The sequence below is a fragment of the Pinirhizobacter soli genome (genome assembly GCF_015905305.1).
GTDB lineage: Bacteria > Pseudomonadota > Gammaproteobacteria > Xanthomonadales > Rhodanobacteraceae > Pinirhizobacter > Pinirhizobacter soli.
On sequence record NZ_JADZLQ010000002.1, the window covers coordinates 755218 to 771903 of the forward strand.

Here is a 16686-nt window from a genome sequence, read left to right on the forward strand (position 1 = left end):
AGGCCAGGGGAAAGACCATGCACGTGCTGATTGCCGACGATCACCGCCTGATTGTCGAAGGCGTGAAGCTCAAGCTCGCCGAACTCGATCCGGCGATCGAATTCACCGTGGCTCTCAATGTCGAGGAACTGCGCGCCGCACTCGATGCCGGGGTCAGGCCTACCCTCGCCCTGGTGGATCTGACCATGCCCGGCGCGCGCGGCCGCAGCCATTTGCGCGAGACCATCGATCGCCTGCCCGGCATACCTGTGATCGTGCTCTCCGGCAGCGAGGAACCCTCGCTGATCCGTGAGCTTCTGGACATGGGTGTGCACGGCTTCGTGCCAAAGAGCTATTCGCCCGACGTCATGCTCTCTGCGGTGCGCCTGGTGCTCTCAGGCGGCGTCTATGTACCGCCGATGATGCTCAACCCGGCCACCGGCAACGCTCCGACGTGGCCGCAGGACATACCGGCGGCCGAAGCCAACATCGAGGACCGCCTGCGCGGCCTGCTCACCGACCGCCAGATCGACGTATTGCGGCTGCTTGCACTGGGCAAGCCGAACAAGGTGATCGCCCGGGACCTTGGGATAAGCGAGGGCACGGTGAAGATCCACCTGGCAGCCATTTTCCGCGCCCTCTCGGTGCGAAATCGCGTCGAGGCCGTGGTAGCCTCGCGAAGGGTTAGCGGGCTGTAGATCTCTTCGACAAGGGTGGTTGCACGCTCATGCGTCGGCTGGCAGGGGTACTTATCGTCTGGCTCGCGTTGAGCCTCACCGTATCGGCGCGCCAGAGCGAACCGCCGCCAGGCAACACCGTGCCGCTGACCTTCGGCATCCTTCCCATCGGCGGCCCATCGGAGTCGCTCGAGTCGTGGAAGCCGATGCTCGACGACCTCGGCCGTTACCTGCAACGGCCGGTGCGAAGCATCTCGGTAAGCACCTACGAGGGTATCTCCGAGGCGATCGGCGAGCAGCGGGTGGACATCGCTTTCCTCTCCGGCCGCCTGGCGCTCGGCGCCGTGACGCACCAGAGCATGCAGGTGGTGGCGCAGCTCACCCGCGGCGACGGTTCGAAGGGTTATTACGCCGTGCTGCTGGTGCGCAACGACTCTCCCCTGCGCACGCTCAACGACCTCTACGCCAAGCCTGGCCACTGGCGTTACGCCCGGGGGGAAGCGTTGTCCGTTTCGGGTTACCTGGTCCCGGAAACGCAGCTCTTCGCCGGCCGGGGCCTTGATTCGGACACGTTCTTCGCCAACGTGCACATCGACAACCACCAGAACAACGCCCTGGCGGTAGCCAATGGCGAGGTGGACGTGGGTACCAACAATACCGCCGACCTCGAACGCTTCGCCCAGCACTTCCCCGAGCAAGCCGCCAGGCTTCGCGAACTGTGGCGGTCGACCCTGGTGCCGCATGCGGTGATCGTGGTGCGCAGCGACCTGCCCGCCCCCCTGCGCCAGCGCATTGCCGAATTCATCACCACGTACGGCAAGGGCAAGGACGGCGCGCGCGAAACCGCCAACCTGAAGCTGATCCACGATATCAGCGGCTTCGCCCCGGTCGGCAACGATGCACTGGTGCCCTTCGCCGATATTGAATACACCCTTGAGCGCCGGCGTGCGATGACGGCCCAATGGGTGAACGAGGCTGCCCGCAAGGCCCGGCTGGACAAGATCGACGAGGATCACCGCCAGTTGGTGAATCAGTTGCGGGCGCATGCGGTGCCCTAGGGACGGCTGTCACGAAAAGTGACGATTTCTTGCGGCAGACTTGCCGGCGGGGAATCCGTTGCCTGGGGAAAAATCGATGCGCAAGTATGCGAAGCCGCGCGGCCTGATCGTGCTGGCCGGCCTTATCGGGTGTCTGTCGGTGCAGGCTGCCGACGTTGTGGTGAACCAGTTCCGCGTCCGGGGACCGGCGGGGGGCAACGATGAATTCGTCGAGCTCTACAACAGCGGCAGCGCCGCGGTGGATGTCTCCGGATACAAATTCAATGCATCCAACGTCAGCGGCACCACCGGCACGCGCCTGACCTTGCCCGCGGGCACGTCGATCGGGCCGGGCTGCTACCTGCTGCTTACCAACAAGGCCGCCAGCGGCTATTCCGGCAGCGTGCCCGGTGACCTCACCTACAGCACGGGCGTCACCGACGATGGTGGCCTGGCCCTGCTGGACGCCGCCGGCAACATCACCGACCAGGTCGGCCTTTCCTCAGGCTCCGCCTATAAGGCGGGTACGCCGCTGGCGACACTGGGCACCACCAATGCCGACCAGGGCTACGGCCGGGTCACCTCGGGAGCGGGCATCCCGCAGCAGAGCGGTGACAACAGCAAAGATTTCGTCAAGGTAGCGCCCACCGCGCCGCACAATGCGGCAAGCCTTTGCGTGGCGCAGGGTCCGTCGCTGAGCATCGCCGATTCGTCGGTGAGCGTGGCCGGTGCCGGCGATGTGCCGATGCCTTTCACCATCACCCTGAGCAAGCCGGTCGACGGCGATGTCACCGTGCACGTAGCTACCAGTGACGACACAGCCACCGTCGCCGCCGGCGATTACGACGCGCTGGACACCACGCTGACCATCGCCGCCGGTGCCACCACCGCAGCGTTCAACGTCAATGTCCATGGCACCACCACGGCAGGTCCGGACAAGGCGTTCCATGTCACCCTGAACCAGCCCACGGGCAATGCCTCCCTCGCGCGTGCCACGGCCATCGGCGCCATCCTGAACCAGGTTCCAGTGCCGCTGGAAGTGTGGCAGATCCAGGGCCATGACCAGCTCTCGCCCTTCCAGGGCCGGGCGGTGACCACGCACGCCAACATTGTCACCGGCGTGGGTCCCCAGGGCTTCACGGTACAGACGCCGGACGCACGCGCCGACGATGACAAGCAAACCTCCAACGGCGTCTACGTGTTCACCAGCAGCACGCCCACCGTGACTGTCGGCGACGAGGTCGACGTCACCGGCAAGGTGGACAACTTCTTCTCGCTCACCGAGATCACGAACCCGGTGGTAAACGTCACCCGTCGCGGCATCGCGCTGCCCACGGCCGTGGTGCTCGACGACAAGATTCCTTCGCCGGATCCGGCCAATCTTTACTGCGGCGCCACCAACTTCCAGTGCCTGATCAGCATGCGTGTGGTGGTACCCAACGGCATGATCAACACCGGCAACCTGCGCTTCTCCGACGAGCCCTTCGCCGAAGTGTCGATCACCACCAGCGGCAAGCGCTCGCTGCGCCTGCCCGGCGTGCGCTACACCGTACCAGTGCCCGACGGGGTGAACCTGCCCAACTGGAGCGGCAACCCGGAAGTGTTCAAGATGAACACCGCCGACTTCGGCGCGGTGCCGGTGAATACGCCTTTCAACGGTGGCAGCACCTTCCGCGCCGAGGGCGTGATCTCGTACGACTTCGGCGCCTATACGCTGATCCCGACGAAGTTCGCGCTGAAGACCGCAGTGAACCTGCCGCGCCCGGTAACGCCGCGTCCGTTCAACGCCCTGCGCGTAGGCGGCTTCAACATGGAGCGCTTCTGCGACACGGAATTCAACACCGTGTTCACCTGCAGCGGCGGCGATACGGAGCCCACAGCCGATCAAGTGGCGCTGAAGACGCGTCGCCTGTCGGCCTATGTCGGCAGCGTGCTTCGCCTGCCGGATATCCTGTCCGTGGAAGAGGTCAAGAGCCTGCCGATCTTGCAGGGCCTGGCCAAGCAGCTGGGCGACGACTACCCGGTGCGCTACGACGCCTACCTGATCCCCGGGCACGACCCCAGCGGTATCAACGTCGGCTTCCTGGTGCGCAGCGACCGCGTCCGGGTGCTTTCCACGCGCCAGCTCGGTGCCGATGAAACTTGGGTGGACGGCGGCCAGACGGTGTTCCTGCACGATCACCCACCGCTGTTGCTCACCGCCGTGGTGCCGTGGGCCAACAACATGCGCATCAACGTGATCGCCGTGCATCCGAAGGCCCGCCAGAACGTCGATAAATCCGGCACGGCCGACGCCGATCGTGATCGCGAGAAGCGCTTCCTGCAGGCCAAGTCACTCGCCACCCAAGTGCAGGCCCTGCAATCGAACCCGACGGACGGACGTTCTCCGCTGATGGTGGTGGGGGATTTCAATTCCTACCAGTTCAGCGATGGCTTCACCGATGTGGTGGGCCTGATTTCCGGCACTTATGACGACTCGCAGAACCTGCTCAAGCTCGGCACGGCGAACATCGTGCAGCCGGCGCTGTGGAATGCCGTGAACTCGGTACCGGCGAACGACCGCTATTCGTTCCTGTTCACCGAGAATTTCGGCAAGATCCAGGGTTACACCACGCGCTCGGTACCCACCGTGCAAGTGCTCGACCATGCCCTGCTGAACGTGGCCGCGAAACAGCGCTTCATCCAGATGCAGTATGGCCGCGCCGATCTGGATGCCCCGGTGCAGACGCAGGATGACGCCGCCAGTGCACCGGACGCCACCAAGGCGATCGGCGCATCGGACCATGATGGCTTCGTGGTGGACCTTGCCGCCCCGGTGGCCGTGGGTGGCCCGATCCCGCCGAAGACGCAGCAAACGCTGGATGAACTGTTGAAGGAACTGGACAAGCTGCTGAGCGGCCTGTTCGGTCGCCACTGATGCAACCTGCGGCGGCCTGCCTGTTGGCAGGTCGCCGCTTCATCCACGTTTGAGCGTTAGCGTGCCTGCTCGAAAATGCTGCGCAGCTTCGCTTCATCGGGAACGCCCGATACGCGGTGGATGAGCCCGTCGGAGGTCCGATACAACATGCCCGGCGTGCCTCGCAGGTTGTAGGACATCATCACGGTGGTATTTGCCTCGATCTTTTGGGCCAGCGCAGGGTGGCCGGTTTTCGTCATCGGCAGCCCGTTGCCTTCGAACAGCGCCTGGTGCCGTGCGAACGCCCGCTTCGGGTTGGAAGCGGACAGGATCGTTTCGGCCCTTGGCTGGCTGTCGTCGCTGATCACGGCCACCAGCACGTTGCGAACCTGCAGGTCCGGGTAGGCGGCGAGCATCGGCTGCATGGCCTTCCACAGCTTGTGGCAGTACCGGCATTCGGTATCGGTGAACACGTAGACCTGGCGGGCCGGCTTGTTGCTCCCTTCCGCGACCCAGGTGGTCTTGGCCAGGGAATCCCAGGCACCGGAGGACGGCGCCGGCTGCGCGGGAGCCAGCGTGGAAAAGGCCAGCAGGCCAAGGGCAATCCATCGCAACATGGCTTTTCTCCGTGACGCGGCCAGACGCCGCGTCTTCAGTTCATGGACCGGCACAACTGCCAGAAGCTTTCATCGAGCGAAGCGATCGGTGGCGGCCACCAACGCACTGATGATCCCCGGTTCGAAGGCCGAATGCCCGGCATCAGGCACGATCTGCAGTGTCGCTTCGGGGAAGGCGCGGTGCAGGTCCCAGGCGCTGCGTACCGGGCAGACCACGTCGTAACGGCCCTGCACGATGATGGTGGGGATCTGGCGGATGCGGTCGACATCCCGCAGGAGCTGCCCATCGACCTCGAAGAAACCGGCGTTGACGAAGTAATGGCATTCGATGCGCGAAAAAGCCAGGGCAAAGTCGTCCTTGCCACTGGACACGATATGCGAGGTGTCCTGGTACAGGTAACTCGTGGCAGCTTCCCAGATCGACCAGGCGCGCGCAGCATCCATGCGCACCTGCGCATCGTCGCTAGTGAGGCGGCGGTGGTAGGCGCTGATCAGGTCGCCATGTTCGGCTTGGGGAATCGCCGCCAGGTAGTGCTCCCATGCATCGGGAAACAGGGCGTCGCACCCCTTCTGGTAGAACCATTCCAGTTCCCAGCGGCGAAGCATGAAAATGCCGCGCAGCACCAGTTCGCTTACATGGTCCGGATGCTTCTGCGCATAGGCCAGCGCAAGCGTTGAACCCCACGAGCCACCGAATACCTGCCAGCGATCGATGCCAAGCTTCTTGCGGATGGCCTCCATGTCCTCGACCAGCGTCCAGGTGGTGTTCTCGCGCAATTCCGCATGCGGCGTGGACTTGCCGCAACCACGCTGGTCGAACAGCACGATGCGATATTTGGCCGGATCGAAGAAACGGCGGCAGCGCGGGTTGGTGCCGCCACCGGGGCCGCCATGCAGGAATACCACCGGCTTGCCATTCGGGTTGCCGCTCTGCTCGTAGTACACGTTGTGCAGGGGTGAAACCTGAAGGAAGCCTTCGTCGTACGGCGTAACCTCGGGGTACAACTGGCGATGACTGTCCTGCATTTATGTCAACCGGCTAAAGGTGAAAGCCGTGAGGCTAGCGTGGCATGGCGGCGAATGCCAGCCCAACGCTTTCGCGCAGCTGGCTCTGCCTGCCGCCGCCGGGCACCTAAAACACCTTGCCCGGGTTCATGATCCCGTCGGGATCAAGCACCGCCTTGATCCCGCGCATCAAGGCGATCTCTTCGTGGCTTCGGGTGCCTTCAAGGTAAGGCTTCTTCACCAGGCCGATGCCGTGCTCGGCGGAGATGCTGCCGCCATGTTTATGCAGCATCGCAGCCAGGTGTTTGGTCACCACCTCGCACTGCGCCACGAAGCTTTCCTGGTCCAGTTCGTCGGGCTTGAGCACGTTGATGTGCAGGTTGCCGTCGCCGATGTGGCCGAACCAGACGACATCGAACGTGGGGTACTCGCGCGCCAGCAACCCGTGCATGTCGGCCATGAATGCAGGCACTGCGCCGATGCGCACGGAGATGTCGTTCTTGTACGGCTTGTAGCGGGCAAGGCTTTCGGTGATGCCCTCGCGAAGGCGCCACAGTGACGCGGCTTGTGCGTCGCTACTGCTGATCACGCCGTCGGTGACCCAGCCGGCTTCAAGGCACGCTTCGAACATGTCCAGCGCAGCGGCTTGGCTGGCCTCGTCGCCTGCATCGAATTCCGCCACCACGTAATAAGGTGACAGCACGTCGAACGGCGCCTGCGCGCCGTGGGCCAGCACGTGTTCCAGTGCGCGGTCGGTAAAGAACTCGAACGCCTCCAGTTGCAGCTTCACCCTCGCCACGGCGAAAACCCGCATCAAGGCATCCATGGCAGGCACTGCCAGCAGCATCACTTGCGTGGGCGGCGGCGGCGGCGCCAGCCACAGCGTGGCTTCCACTACCATGCCCAGCGTACCTTCCGAGCCGATCACCAGATGGCGCAGGTCGTAACCGGAGGCGTTCTTTACCAGCCCGCGGTTGAGTTCGAGGAGCTCACCCGTACCGGTAACGAATTTCAGTCCCGCCACCCATTGGCGAGTCAGGCCATAGCGGATCACCCGGATGCCGCCGGCATTGGTGGCGATGTTGCCGCCGATCGAACAGGATCCGCGTGCCGCGAAATCCACCGGGTACGCCAGGCCATGCTCGCGCGCGGCGTTCTGCACGGCCTCAAGCGCGATCCCTGGCCCCACGGTAAGCGTGGCATCCACCGGATCGAATCCCAGTACCTGGTTCATCCGATCGAACGCCACCACCAGTTCGCCATGCGCCGCCACGGCGCCGCCGGAGAGTCCGGTGCGTCCACCGGAGGGCACGATGGTCACCTGGTGTTCGCGGGCCCAGCGGACGATGGCTTGAACGTCGCCTGCGGTCGACGGCAAGGCGATGGCCAGCGGTGCCGGCGTCCACCGGCGCGTCCAGTCCCGGCCGTAGTGTTCCAGATCGGAAGGCTCGGTCAGCAGGCGGGTCTCGGGGGCGCGACGGGCAAGGTCGGCCAGGCGCGGGTCGGTCATGGTGGCTCCGTGGCAGGCTTCCCAGCGTGCCAGCCGCGCGGCGGCCCGTCTACTGTTGCGCTGCGGCAAATAGCTGCCGCCATCTGGCATAGTGGGAGCTTAAGGACCGTGGACGGCATCGATGAAGAAAACTTCCTATCCCCGCTCGGACATCAGGGTGCTGCTGCTCGAAGGCGTCAGCCCCAGCGCCGTGGACGTGTTCCGCCAGGCCGGCTATTCGCAGATCGAGCTCCATGAGAAATCATTGGGCCGCGATTTGCTGAAAAAGGCCATTGCCGACGCACACATCGTGGGCATCCGCTCGCGCACGCAACTCACGGCGGAGGTTCTCGCCGAAGCGCGCCGTTTGCTGGCCGTGGGCTGCTTCTGCATCGGCACCAACCAGGTGGACCTGGACGCCGCCGAAAGCGCTGGCGTGCCGGTATTCAACGCGCCCTACTCCAACACCCGCAGCGTGGCGGAACTGGTGATCGCCGAGACGATCATGCTGGTGCGGCGCATTCCCCAGAAGAACGCCCAATGCCACCGGGGTGGCTGGTCCAAGAGCGCAGCCGGAAGTTTCGAAGTCCGCGACAAGGTGCTGGGCATCGTCGGCTACGGCCACATCGGAACGCAGGTGGGCGTACTGGCCGAAGGCTTGGGGATGCGCGTGATCTTCCATGACATCGAGCCAAAGCTGTCCCTGGGCAACGCGCGCGCCGCCGCCGGCCTGGACGACCTGCTGGCCCGGTCGGATGTCGTTACCCTGCACGTGCCCGAAACCCCGCAAACGAAAGATATGATCGGCGCCAAGGAGCTTGCAAAGATGAAACCGGGCGCGATGCTGATCAATGCATCGCGCGGCACCGTGGTGGACATCGATGCCCTGGCCCAGGCGCTGAATTCAGGCCATCTTTCCGGCGCAGCCATCGATGTCTTCCCGGTGGAACCGAAGGGCAACGACGATGCTTTTGTGTCGCCGCTCGTGGGCATGGACAATGTGATCCTGACCCCCCACATCGGTGGCAGCACGCTGGAAGCGCAAGACAATATCGGTATCGAGGTGGCATCAAAGCTCGTGCGTTACAGCGACAACGGCAGCACGCTCTCGGCCGTGAACTTCCCCGAGGTGTCGCTGCCCGGCCATCCCAACAGCCGTCGCCTGCTTCATATCCACCGCAACGTGCCCGGCATCCTCTCGCGCATCAACGAGATCTTCTCCCGCCACAGCATCAACATCGACGGCCAGTACCTGCAGACCGATCCGAATGTGGGCTACGTGGTGATTGATGTGTCGACCAGCGAGGAGCTGGCGGTGGTGCTTAAGGATGAGCTGGCGGCGATTCCGGATACGTTGCGGGCGCGGGTTCTTTATTGAGCGCATCACCGCTGTCAAAAGGATTTGTCTGATCTAGTCAGTCAAACGCCACGACCCCGCACTCCCCACGCCGTGCCCTGACGATCCGGAGTCCGATTTCGCACCTCGGCGGTCAGGAGCAAGCTCGCTATTCCAGCGTAATCTGTTCGATTGTCCAAAAAATTGGACAGGCCGCGACGATGGCGCTCCACGCGAGAGGGGAAGACAGTGATACAAGGAAGTGCATACGGTAAATACTTGGCCGCCGCCATTTCGTTGCTGATCGGTTATCAAGATGCCGTTCATGCGGGCAACGACGTCCCACCGCTGACACCAGCCCAGCAGAGCCTGCTAAAAGGCACGCTCGAGCGCGAATTAGCACCACTGGTCAAGGGCGCTCGAGTCTTCGAAGGACAGTCGAAGGACTTTCCGCTCAAGGTCTCGGTTTCTCCGGATCGACGCATCACGCTTGAACTTGGCGCGGAAGCGGGGCCGCACGCAGAGGAGGAACTGGAGGATTACCAGACCAGGCTATACAACCGGGTAATGTTCAACGCCGACAAACTGGGGGAAGGATCGAATGTCGACTTTTTGTACGGCGGCCGGACCATAGAGTACTACTCCAAACGACAACCCCCTCAACAGGAACAAGATAGTTCCAAGCCGTCACGCGAAGCTAACCAGGCAGAGGCAGTCATGGTTAGCCCGTCACATGGCTACTACTATCACCACACGCTCCTGAAATGGACGACGCAGCGCCCGGAGCGCAACGGCATAATCGAAGACTTCCTGACCCCGGCTTACGCTCGTGAACTGGCATTCTGGCTGTCTCGACGGAGTGGCGTCGAGACTGTCATACCTCGCTCGTATTCTGACGAAGTTCACGAAGAAAGTGCCCATGCCTGGAGCGCCATGGGTGCGAGATATCATCTGAAGCGGGTTCTTCCTGACAATCAGGAAATATGGAACTCCGATTCCAGCAAGGTGAACGGCTTGGTTGAGTATCGACAGGACATCAAGAGCCGCCCGCTTCTTGCAAACTATATAAATGCAGCTGCGGCCATCCATCTGCATACGAATGCGACTGACGACGACCCGGCGGCGAATGGGACGCGCGTCATTTACCACACAGGTCGAATTCCTGACGAGCAACTCGCCAACAGCGTGGTTTGCTCCATGGGAGAAATCATACGCGCGACCGAAAGTTACGCCTCGTTTCGTGTGCCAGCGAAAGCCGCATTTCGCTCGGACCTCGCCGAGAACGCGCTGGCAAACATGCCCTCAGTCCTGGTTGAGATGGGATTCCACACGAACGTTGGCGACGCTGCAGCCCTGAAGGATGCTGTTTTTCGCACCGCATCCATGAAAGGCGTTGAAAAAGGCTACCGTCTTTTCACCGAAGGCAAGAAATGCGAGCCCTTCACCCTGACGAAGGTTGTCGATGATCCGGTTCCCCTCGGGACTTTCATTCCGGTAGACGCCCACTACGAAGGCAACCCTGAATTCGAGGCCACGCTGGTGACCGAATACGTCGAGTGCCCTGACGACATGCAATGTTGGACTGCTGAGATCCCCTTCGACAAACGGCCATCGCCCGTTAGGTTTTTTATTGACTGCGGAAGCAGCCCTGCGCCTCGCGAACATCGGATGCAAGTCAAGATTATAGATACCGACAATGTCGATACCGGATGGGAACCTTACACGGTGAGCTGCCCAGGAAATCGGGATAGAAATGCTCGGTCGGCATTCAACGAACGAACCTACGTAGCACCCGTCGGGGACCTCATCGGTATCCCCTGAGCCCCACGTCAATGTTTCACCACCAGCCGCTCCGGCACCGCATCGTCCAGCGGCTGGCCCTTCGTGAAATAAAGCACCATTGGCGTCGTCATCATCGTGGTGACGATCGCCATGATCAGCAGCAGGGTGAACATGCGCTGGTCGATCACGCCGGCATCCAGACCCACCTTCATCACGATCAATTCCATCATGCCGCGCGCATTCATCAGCGAGCCGACGGCGAAGCTGTCGCGCCAGCCCAGGCCCGAGATGCGCGCGCCGGCCGTGCCGCCAAGCAATTTGCCGGCGATGGCCACGCCAAGCACGATCACCAGAGCAAGGCCGGCGCTGTCGTTGAACAGGTTGGCGGTGGTGGAAAGCCCCGACAGCACGAAGAACACCGGCAACAAGGCAACGATGGCCACGTACTCAATGCGCTCCACCAGGGCTTTCAGCAGGCGGTCGTCGCGCGGCAGACACAGGCCGAAGACGAAGGCGCCGAACACCGCGTGCAGGTTCAGCCACTCGGTGACCGCGGCGCAGGCGAAGGCGCCGATCAGCAGGAACGCCAGCACTGCGCGATCGGGCTTGCCGTCGGGGGCATGCCGGCGCAGTAGGTAGTTGCATAGCGGACGCAGCAAGCCGAACGCCACCGCGAGCAGCACGACCAGGCCAGCTGCCGTACGCCAGAACGGCGCCCAGTTTCCGTGGGCACTGATCAGGGCGACCACGAAGGCCAGCATCAGCCAGGCCAGGGCGTCAGCCAATGCCGCCGCGGCAATGGCAAGGCGGCCCGGCATGCTGTGCGTGAGCTTCCGGTCTTTCAGGATGCGTGCCATCACTGGCAGCGCAGTGATCGCACCGGCCGTGGCCATGAATGTTGCGAACGGCCAGAAGCCCACGCCCTGGGGTGCGAAATCGTCGTAGAGCCAGGGCGTGGCGCCAAGTCCCAGTGCCATCGGAAGCAGCACGGCAAGGCCACCGATCCAGCCCGCCGTACCCAGCTGTTTGCGGAAGCCGCCGGGTAGCCGAAGCTCAGCGCCCACGACCATCATGAACAACACAAGCCCCAGCGTACTGAGGCTGGTCAGCGCACCGAGGCTTTCTTTCGGGAACAGGCTCGCCTGCCATTCCGGTGCAAGTGCGCCGAACACCATCGGTCCCAGCATCAGCCCGGCGATCATCTCGCCGATCACCGGCGGCTGCCCCAACCAGCGCAGGCACCATGACAGGGCGCGCGAAGCCAGGAGAATAACCAGGAGCTGCACCAGCAGGAGCGGATGACCCATGTTCAATTCCCCAGGGCGAGAAAGTAGGGCGACCCGTCGATGGTGGCCCGGCTCCCGGGATGGGTCAACCGGGACCCATGCCCTTCTCCCGCTCTCGCTCCTATCACCCCAAGAAGCGATGCGCCTTGTCGCCGGATACCGAATCATTCGGCTCCACGATGTTGTAGATGCCCGCAGGCACGTCGCCAATTGCCAGAAGCGCCGCTCGCGCTGCGTCGTCGACATGCAGCGGCAGCGAATTCCCTGCCGGTGAATCACTTCCGGTACCCGGGCCCCAGATGCGCCCGTAACGCAACACCACGCCCACCATCCCCTGCGCCGAAAGCACCGCCTGCTCCAATGCGCTGATACCGCCAACACTGACCTGACGGCTGCCGGTGGCGGCCGTATCCAGGGGGTCATCCTCGCCATGCGGTTCGGTGCCCGGGGCATAGAGCCATGCCACGCTCTGCGCCACCATGCGTTGCACGCCAGCCTCGCGGGCGGCAGCGACAAGGTTGGCCGTGCCCTCGCTGCGAATGCGCGCGTTACGAAGGATCGCCTCGTCCATCTGCGAAGGGTCCAGCCCCGTGGGGAGGTCCGTCAGCTGGTGGATCACCACATCGGGCCGAGTGGCACGCACGGCCTTGGCGAGGCCATCGGCATCGAAGACGTCGGCGATGACCGGAATGGCGCCAGCATCCAGCAGCGCATCGGCGCGGGGACCTTGCGCGCGCGTCGTGCCAAACACGCGATGTCCGGCAGCTACCAGCATCGGTACGAGGCGAACACCTATGGCACCGGTGGCGCCAGCCACAAACACTGTCATGCGTAGAGTCATCGCGTGCCTCGAACAGTAGCCTGGAAATAGAGACGGATCGTTGAGAAGGCAGCCAAAGGCCGCCGATCGGCACGAGCCATGATGATCCTTCTCGAAACGTACCGCGAGGCTCGTTAGTCACGGTTTCTCCGCGCGCTTCGACACGGGATGGTTGCGGCATCCAGTCGCATACCGTCCCCAACATCCCTTTTGTAGATGCATACTAGATGCATCTTATCCGAGGTGATCCCATGCTTAGCCCAAATCAACGCGACATTGTCACTGCCTGCGTCCCTGCGCTGCGCGCGCACGGGCAGGTTCTGACCCGGAACTTCTACGATCGTTTGTTTACGGCCCACCCCGCCCTGCGCAACGTGTTCAACATGAGCCACCAAGCCACCGGTGAGCAGCAGCAGGCACTGGCCATGGCGGTCCTGGCTTACGCGCAGAACATCAACGATCCGAGTGTCCTGGGCGGGGCACTGGGCGTGATCGCGGCCAAGCACGCGAGCATGGGCATCCGCGCCGAACATTACCCCTTGGTCGGCACGCATCTGTTGGCCGCCATAGAAGAGGTCATGGGCGAGGCCGCGACGCAAGAGCTTCTCGATGCATGGGCCGCGGCCTACGACCAGCTCGCCGCCCTCCTCATCGATGCCGAATCCACGCTCTACCGTGAAGCGGCAGCGGCGCCTGGCGGTTGGTCGGGATGGCGGCCATTTCGCGCGACCAGGCTGGAGCGGGAAAGCGCAACGATCCTTTCGATCTATCTTCAGCCCACCGACGGCGGTCCCTTGCCGCCCTTCAAGCCGGGTCAGTTTGTCTCCGTGCGTCGGATCGATGAATCCGGCATGGCTCAGGTGCGGCAATACAGCCTGTCCGATGCCCCCGGGCGGAGCCATCTGCGAATCACGGTGAAGCGGGAGGACGCGCTGACCGACGCACCGGCGGGGATCATGTCCAATATTCTCCACGAGGTGACGTTCACGGACGACATCCTCGAACTGTCCTTCCCCCAGGGCGACTTTACCGCCGACACCAGCGTCAGCACCCCGATCGTCCTGCTAAGCGCGGGCGTCGGCATCACCCCCATGCTGGGCATCGCCGAACACGTCCTGGATACCCAGCCGGAACGCCGCGTGTACTTCTACCACGCGACACGCGACCGGCATTCGCATGCCATGGGCAGTTGGCTTCGCGCCAAGGCGATGGCCCACGGCTCGCTCCGCGCCCGGATCTTCTATGAAGCGGTGACCGAGGGCGACGTACAAGGCGTGCACTACGACGAGGAAGGCCGGATGGATGCGAAGCTGTTAGGGCGCTTGCCAGAACTGGCCGACGCCGACTACTACGTATGCGGCCCCCGAGGCTTCATGGCGGCGCAGATCCAGGCGCTCAAGGGCGTCGGCGTCGATGCGCGCCGGATTCAAGCCGAAGTCTTCGGCTCCACGCTGGCCTAGGATCGGGCCTCAGGTACTGATCGCCAGGGCCGTGCGCAGTCGCCGCGGCTGGGCCACGAGGCTCGCCACGGTATATTGATCCAGGACAGCCAGAAAAGCCTTGCGCGCCTCGTCGAGGGCACGCTTGAGCACGCAGGCGGGCGTGATCGGACATTGGTTTGACGCTCCGAAACACTCGACCAGCGCGAAATCCGGCTCGACCTCCCGAACAACCTCCCCCACGCGGATCGAAGCCGCTTCTCGACCCAGGCGAAGGCCGCCGTTGCGACCCCTGAGCGCATCGATGTAGCCGGCGGCAGCCAGGCGCTGGGTAATCTTCATGAGGTGGTTTTCCGAAATCCCGTAGGCTGTGGAAATCTCACGGATGGAAGATCGGCCCTCGCCCTGGATGGCCAGGAACATCAGCATCCGCAGCGCATAATCGGTTTGGATGGTCAGTCGCATAGTGCCGCGATTGTATAGCGGTGCCAGCGCAGCGGTGGTGGCGGCAACCCCGCGAACATTGGGAAATGTACCCTTTACGCACGGGCACGGAATCCTCGTCGTTGTTGCGCAGGTTCCTTTGAAGAAACCCGCCTACCTGCGTTCGCCACTCCTGGGTGTCGAAAGCATAAAGATCCACATGCCGCGCGCCGGGAACAACCCAAAGCTCCTTTTTCCCACCAGCCCTGGCGTAGAGCGCCATCGACTGCGCCAATGTCACGTGCTTATCCTTCTCGCCAGCGACAAAGAGGGTTGGCCCTATAAGCCCATCCACATGGTCGATCGGCCGCAACGCCTCCGGACCAAAGCCAAGGTGCCACGACATCGTCCGCAGGAGTACCGGGGCCAGGAATGAGAATGCGTGACCTAAGTGCAGGTCGATACGGTCACGCACCGCTTCGTCGATGGTGGGATAGACCTGCTCGATGACCAGCGCTTCGGCACGGAGCGGTGGCCGGGCCAAGAGGATGGCTGCCCCGCCCATCGACGTCCCCGCCACTGCGATCCGCTCGTGGGGAAGCCTCTGCCGTATCCACGACAGTGCTCGCACCGCGTCGTCGGCTTCCCGGTAGCCAAGCGTGATGGCATCGCCTTCGCTTTCGCCCGCAGACTGGAAATCGATCAACATGACCGAGTAGCCCTGCGAATGCAGCCAGCGTGCCCGCCCCAGCATCGCCGTCCTGTCGGCACGAACGCCATGCAACAACAACACGGCGCCCTCCCCCGGCACTCCCTGCGCGAACCAGCCGCGGATCGTCCGCCCACCGGCGTCGTTGAACGCGAGTGCCGTCACTGGCAAGTCGAGCGGCGGTTCCCCCACTGGCTCGCGTCGCGGGGCTAACAGGAGTGCTCCACATGTCCATACCGCCCCTCCGCAGGCGAGCAGGCATACGGTGGCGGCCACGATCCATCTGCGTTTCATCTTCCATGCCCCTGCATGCCGAAGCAGGCAGGATGCGCGGGAGTTCGGGCCTTCGTCAGTCGGAAACCTGACCAGGCGCTGGCTTGGGCTGGCAGGCAAAAAAAAACGCCCCCAATGGGGGCGTTTCTTGAAGAGTTGGTCGGGGTGGCGAGATTCGAACTCGCGACCACTACACCCCCAGCGTAGTGCGCTACCAGGCTGCGCTACACCCCGACTAAGAAAGCAATTGTACCAGTTGCGAAGGCCCGGGCGGAAGCCGTCAGCGGCGCAGCAGGGTGAGCACTTCTTCCAGTTCCAGGCGCACCTGGCGGACGATCTGGTGGGACATGCTGGACTCCATGCGGGCCTGGGGGCCATCCAGGCGCGCACGCGCACCGGTGATGGTGAAGCCCTCGTCGTACAGCAGCGAGCGGATCTGCCGGATCATGAGCACGTCGTGGCGCTGGTAATAGCGACGGTTACCGCGGCGCTTGACCGGATTCAGTGCAGGGAATTCCTGCTCCCAATAACGAAGCACGTGGGGTTTCACGCCACACAGTTCGCTGACTTCACCAATGGTGAAATAGCGCTTCGCCGGAATGGCTGGAAGCTCGGTGTTATTCCCTTGGTCCAGCATACCCCTCCACTCTCACCTTGAGTTTCTGCCCTGGACGGAACGTCACCACCCTGCGCGCGGAGATGGGAATCTCCTCGCCGGTCTTGGGGTTCCGCCCGGGACGCTGGTTTTTCTGGCGCAGGTCGAAATTGCCGAATCCGGACAATTTAACCTGCTCCCCCCTTTCAAGCGCTTCGCGGACCACCTCGAAATAGGCGTCTACGAATTCTTTGGCCTCGCGTTTATTGAGGCCCACGTCGAGGAAAAGCCGCTCGGCCATTTCCGCCTTGGTCAGCGCCATT

The 16686-nt window shown here is 63.3% G+C and carries 15 protein-coding genes and 1 tRNA gene; 6 read left to right on the forward strand and 10 right to left on the reverse strand.

Going from position 1 to position 16686, the window contains the following annotated elements; all coding sequences use genetic code 11:
* Nucleotides 1-17: 17 nt before the first annotated feature.
* The 3 genes from NDK18_RS13275 (at nucleotide 18) to NDK18_RS13285 (ending at nucleotide 4610) form a co-directional block, all read left to right on the forward strand.
* Entirely contained in the window at nucleotides 18-677 is a 660-nt protein-coding gene (locus NDK18_RS13275) for a LuxR C-terminal-related transcriptional regulator (RefSeq protein WP_250628010.1), read from the forward strand.
* Between the two features lie 29 nt (nucleotides 678-706).
* Nucleotides 707-1714, forward strand: a complete 1008-nt coding sequence (gene phnD / locus NDK18_RS13280) for a phosphate/phosphite/phosphonate ABC transporter substrate-binding protein (RefSeq protein ID WP_250624000.1) — start codon at nucleotides 707-709, stop codon at nucleotides 1712-1714.
* 76 nt (nucleotides 1715-1790) lie between these two features.
* The gene (locus NDK18_RS13285) at nucleotides 1791-4610 is read left to right on the forward strand and encodes a lamin tail domain-containing protein (RefSeq protein ID WP_250624001.1); all 2820 of its coding nucleotides are present in this window, start codon (nucleotides 1791-1793) and stop codon (nucleotides 4608-4610) included.
* A gap of 56 nt (nucleotides 4611-4666) precedes the next feature.
* On the opposite strand, the gene dsbG is transcribed toward NDK18_RS13285, so the two are convergent.
* From dsbG to NDK18_RS13300, 3 genes are all read right to left on the reverse strand, one after another.
* Nucleotides 4667-5206 (reverse strand): thiol:disulfide interchange protein DsbG, encoded by a 540-nt coding sequence (gene dsbG / locus NDK18_RS13290; protein ID WP_250628011.1) that lies wholly within the window; start codon nucleotides 5204-5206, stop codon nucleotides 4667-4669.
* A 69-nt stretch (nucleotides 5207-5275) separates the two neighbouring features.
* On the reverse strand, nucleotides 5276-6232 hold the full coding sequence (pip, locus tag NDK18_RS13295; RefSeq protein ID WP_250628012.1) for a prolyl aminopeptidase: 957 nt from the start codon (nucleotides 6230-6232) through the stop codon (nucleotides 5276-5278).
* Nucleotides 6233-6338: 106 nt separating this feature from the next.
* Nucleotides 6339-7721: an FAD-binding oxidoreductase gene (locus NDK18_RS13300; RefSeq protein WP_250628013.1), complete on the reverse strand. Its 1383-nt coding sequence runs from the start codon at nucleotides 7719-7721 to the stop codon at nucleotides 6339-6341.
* Nucleotides 7722-7842: 121 nt separating this feature from the next.
* On the opposite strand from NDK18_RS13300, the gene serA reads away from it, so the two are divergent.
* Together serA and NDK18_RS13310 are read left to right on the forward strand one after the other, a co-directional pair.
* Complete coding sequence (gene serA, locus NDK18_RS13305; RefSeq protein ID WP_250624005.1) at nucleotides 7843-9078, forward strand: phosphoglycerate dehydrogenase; 1236 nt, start codon at nucleotides 7843-7845, stop codon at nucleotides 9076-9078.
* 237 nt (nucleotides 9079-9315) lie between these two features.
* Nucleotides 9316-10857, forward strand: a complete 1542-nt coding sequence (locus tag NDK18_RS13310) for an N-acetylmuramoyl-L-alanine amidase (protein WP_250628014.1) — start codon at nucleotides 9316-9318, stop codon at nucleotides 10855-10857.
* An 8-nt stretch (nucleotides 10858-10865) separates the two neighbouring features.
* On the opposite strand, the gene NDK18_RS13315 is transcribed toward NDK18_RS13310, so the two are convergent.
* Both NDK18_RS13315 and NDK18_RS13320 read right to left on the reverse strand, forming a co-directional pair.
* Nucleotides 10866-12125: a cation:proton antiporter gene (locus tag NDK18_RS13315; protein ID WP_250628015.1), complete on the reverse strand. Its 1260-nt coding sequence runs from the start codon at nucleotides 12123-12125 to the stop codon at nucleotides 10866-10868.
* Nucleotides 12126-12228: 103 nt separating this feature from the next.
* Entirely contained in the window at nucleotides 12229-12933 is a 705-nt protein-coding gene (locus NDK18_RS13320; protein WP_250628016.1) for an NAD-dependent epimerase/dehydratase family protein, read from the reverse strand.
* A 242-nt stretch (nucleotides 12934-13175) separates the two neighbouring features.
* Here NDK18_RS13320 and hmpA point away from each other — a divergent pair, with 242 nt between their 5' ends.
* Nucleotides 13176-14384 (forward strand): NO-inducible flavohemoprotein, encoded by a 1209-nt coding sequence (gene hmpA / locus NDK18_RS13325; RefSeq protein ID WP_250624009.1) that lies wholly within the window; start codon nucleotides 13176-13178, stop codon nucleotides 14382-14384.
* Nucleotides 14385-14393: 9 nt separating this feature from the next.
* On the opposite strand, the gene NDK18_RS13330 is transcribed toward hmpA, so the two are convergent.
* The 5 genes from NDK18_RS13330 to ihfA all read right to left on the reverse strand — a co-directional run bounded on the left by NDK18_RS13330 (nucleotide 14394) and on the right by ihfA (nucleotide 16685).
* Complete coding sequence (locus NDK18_RS13330; protein ID WP_284692132.1) at nucleotides 14394-14786, reverse strand: Rrf2 family transcriptional regulator; 393 nt, start codon at nucleotides 14784-14786, stop codon at nucleotides 14394-14396.
* Nucleotides 14743-15660, reverse strand: coding sequence for an alpha/beta hydrolase (locus tag NDK18_RS13335; protein WP_250628017.1), 918 nt, complete (start codon nucleotides 15658-15660; stop codon nucleotides 14743-14745). Before NDK18_RS13335 ends, NDK18_RS13330 begins: the two co-directional genes overlap by 44 nt.
* A 265-nt stretch (nucleotides 15661-15925) precedes the next feature.
* A tRNA-Pro gene (locus NDK18_RS13340) sits at nucleotides 15926-16002 on the reverse strand.
* A gap of 46 nt (nucleotides 16003-16048) precedes the next feature.
* Nucleotides 16049-16405 (reverse strand): MerR family transcriptional regulator, encoded by a 357-nt coding sequence (locus NDK18_RS13345; protein WP_250624012.1) that lies wholly within the window; start codon nucleotides 16403-16405, stop codon nucleotides 16049-16051.
* A complete protein-coding gene (gene ihfA, locus NDK18_RS13350) occupies nucleotides 16386-16685 on the reverse strand; it encodes an integration host factor subunit alpha (RefSeq protein ID WP_036140472.1) in 300 nt (99 codons plus the stop codon). The genes NDK18_RS13345 and ihfA overlap by 20 nt, the downstream gene beginning before the upstream one ends.
* Nucleotide 16686 lies beyond the last annotated feature (1 nt).